This is a genomic window from Pontibacter sp. BAB1700 (assembly GCF_000277005.1).
GTDB lineage: Bacteria > Bacteroidota > Bacteroidia > Cytophagales > Hymenobacteraceae > Pontibacter > Pontibacter lucknowensis.
In genome coordinates this window covers 1-2,953 of record NZ_AKIS01000210.1, presented here as the reverse complement: position 1 = coordinate 2,953, position 2,953 = coordinate 1, and the positions used below count along the sequence as shown (strand labels likewise).

The following is a 2,953-nucleotide window of genomic DNA, read 5'->3' as shown; positions in this document are numbered from 1 at the left end:
TGGCGGCAGCCAGTTACGAGGCCCGCAGGTATGGCGTGCACTCCGCCCTCGCCTCCAAGATCGCGGCACAGCGCTGTCCGCAATTGATCTTTGTGAAGCCTCGCTTTGAGGTGTACAGTGCTGTGTCGCGCCAGATCCGCGAGATCTTTTATTCTTATACCGATCTGGTAGAGCCGCTTTCGCTGGACGAGGCCTACCTCGACGTGACCGAAAACAAGATCGGCATGCCCTCGCTACGATCATCGCCAATGAAATCAGAGCCAAAATTCAGGAGGAAACCGGGCTGACCGCCTCAGCGGGTGTATCGTTCAATAAGTTTCTGGCCAAGATCGCCTCGGACATGAACAAGCCCAACGGCTTCACCCTGATCACTCCTGACAAAGCCGAGGAGGTGGTGGCCGCACTGGCGATCGAGAAATTCTATGGCATCGGAAAAGTGACGGCAGCCAAATTGCAGAGCATGGGTATACTGACCGGGGCTGACCTGCGGGAGCGCAGCGAAGAGGAACTGGTGCGGCACTTTGGCAAGACGGGGCGCTACTATTACCGCATTGCCCGCGCTCAGGACGACCGGGAGGTACAGCCGCACCGCATCCGGAAGTCCATCGGCTCGGAGCGCACCTTTGAGGTGGACCTGACCGAGGAGGAAGTGATGCTGCCGGAGTTGGAAAGGCTGGCAAAGGAGGTGGCCCACGACATGGAGCGACTGCAGGCCACGGCCAAGACCATCACGGTCAAGATCAAGTACTTTGACTTCAACCAGACCACCCGCAGCAAAACCTTTCTGGGCGAGATCAAGTCAGCAGACGCCATCTTCACCATCGCCCGCGACCTGCTGCGCACGCCTCAGTTGCCAGCGTACCCAGTCAGACTGTTAGGTATAACTGCCTCCTCCCTCCTCTACCAGCACGACAAACTGGAGGGCTACCAGCTGACTCTGGAGTTCTAGCATGCCTTATTTCTTGGAAACGTATTTTTTGGACAGCACCCAGCTTTCGCGATCACCATCGGCCTCGGGAGAGATCTCCAGTAGTTCTGAATAGTAGCGTTTGGCCTTTTGCTTGTCTTTGGATTTTTCGGCCGCAAGGGCCGCACCATAAAGACTATTATATCTCTTGGGCGATACCTTCAGACTGGCTTCATAGGCCTGCATGGCTTCTGCTGGCTTTTTGCTAAGCAAAAGCATATCACCCAGCAGCTCTCTGGCGGGCAGAACGGCGCCCGGCGTCACAGGGTGTTTGTCCAGAGCATCCTCCTTGTCAGCCGCTTCCCGCATCATGGCCAGCGCCTTGCCCTTGTCTCCTTTTTTGAACTCCAGCCATGCTTGCACAGCCAGGTGTTGTGCTTCGGCCTGCGATGCCCAGTAAGTGTCTCCCGAGCCGCTCAGCTGTGTCCGCAGTTTATCCAGTGCTACCAGGGCCTCTTCTGCCACAGCGATATTGCCGGACCGGGCACCTCCTATACCTCTGGCAAAGTGGGTGATCGCTTCAGCGCTGGGATAATTATACCAGGTGAAGTTTTCAGGCGACCGGACAGGCAAAGCAGCAGCCTCTGCCCACTTGCCCCTTTCCAGGGCATGGCGCGCAGGTATAGCCGCCAAAGCATAAGCCGTCGCGAACGCAGGTGCATAGCCTGATACCGCTTGCATTTTCTCTACTACTTCCTGTGCTTTTTTGTCACGCCCCTGTTGCAGGTATCCGTAAGCCATGTAATCCAGGGCATGGGGATAGTGCATGGATATTGTTTCTTGGGACTGCCGGAGCGCGGCATCCGCAGAGCGTATGTTCCAGTCCACTGCGTCTGTCCACTGGCCCAGCCGAACGAAGATATGGCTCGGCATGTGCAGGGCATGCGGCACGTCCGGGGCTATGCGCTCATACTCCCGCGAAACATTGACGGCTTTGTGGGCCAGCAAGGGATTGTCATAGGCATGGATGATGTAGTGAAACAGTCCCGGGTGGTCGGGGTGACTGGCATGCAACTGCTCCAGCAAAGCACCTGCCTCTTTCTGTTTGGCAAAGGTCTTGTCCGTCTTCGGTGCCGTGCCAAGCTGACCCAGCGCATAAAAAGCCGCGGCCTCCACTTCATCAGGATACGCTTCGTGTACCTGCTTATACCCTTCCTCGAAAGCTTTCAGCTGATCTGCGTAGCTGGTATTATTCCAGTTCTCATAAAATCGGGAAACGGCTTTGATGTAAGCTTTCTCCTTTTCTGTCAGGTTTTGTTGTTGCTGGGCGCTCTCCGCGGCTGCCTGCCCTTTCTGAAGAGCGTCATTGGAAGGCCGTTCCCCCCAGAGCGGGTGAATGTAGCTCATGGCAATGCCCCACTGCGCCATGCCGCAATCCGGAGCGGCCTCTGTTGCGGCCGCAAACTCCTGCTCCGCCTGCTCATACATCATGTGGTGCATCAGCGCCAGGCCGGTGTCAAAATGCCGTTGCGCCTCCTCACTGCAGGAGGTTTGAAGGTCTACGGTGCCGTGTTTGGTGGCATGCCCTTGTGCAATCGCCTGGTAAGCTTGCGTGTAGAAGACGGTGCACCATGCGATAACTATAACAAATGATGTTCGCATGCTGTTGATGGTTAGTTTTGATAAGTAATATGTGCCAAAAGCAAGGACGCAGCACGTCGGATTTAAGCTATGAAACGCTTAATGGTTAGGGAGCCAGTTACGGCATACAGGATGTATGCCCTATCCTATTTTTCTACTCATTCTGCTGTGATATGTTTATCTTTTATAGCATTGATCTGATGCAAACCGCTAAATTTCAAGAAGCAGGATGAAGCTATTAAACCATTCTTTTCCGGACTAGTCTTTCATCAAATACCTGAAACAGGTATATTGTAAAACACTAATCCAAATCTAACCTAATCTTTCACCCTATTATGAGCAAAAATGTACGCTATGCCCGGCTGGCTACACTGCTTCTGGCTGGTGCGCTTGTAGCACCTCCCG

General features: G+C 54.5%; 2 protein-coding genes and 1 pseudogene. 2 read left to right on the top strand and 1 reads right to left on the bottom strand.

Annotated features, from left to right (window positions below):
* Window positions 1-287 (top strand): annotated as a pseudogene (locus tag O71_RS26115) (DNA polymerase IV); the annotation flags it as partial.
* Window positions 239-949: a hypothetical protein gene (locus O71_RS26110; RefSeq protein ID WP_369751000.1), complete on the top strand. Its 711-nt coding sequence runs from the start codon at window positions 239-241 to the stop codon at window positions 947-949. The pseudogene O71_RS26115 and the gene O71_RS26110, both read left to right, overlap by 49 nt.
* 6 nt (window positions 950-955) lie before the next feature.
* Here O71_RS26110 and O71_RS19830 read toward each other — a convergent pair whose 3' ends face one another.
* Window positions 956-2,569: a lipopolysaccharide assembly protein LapB gene (locus O71_RS19830; RefSeq protein ID WP_007660661.1), complete on the bottom strand. Its 1,614-nt coding sequence runs from the start codon at window positions 2,567-2,569 to the stop codon at window positions 956-958.
* Window positions 2,570-2,953: the final 384 nt, after the last annotated feature.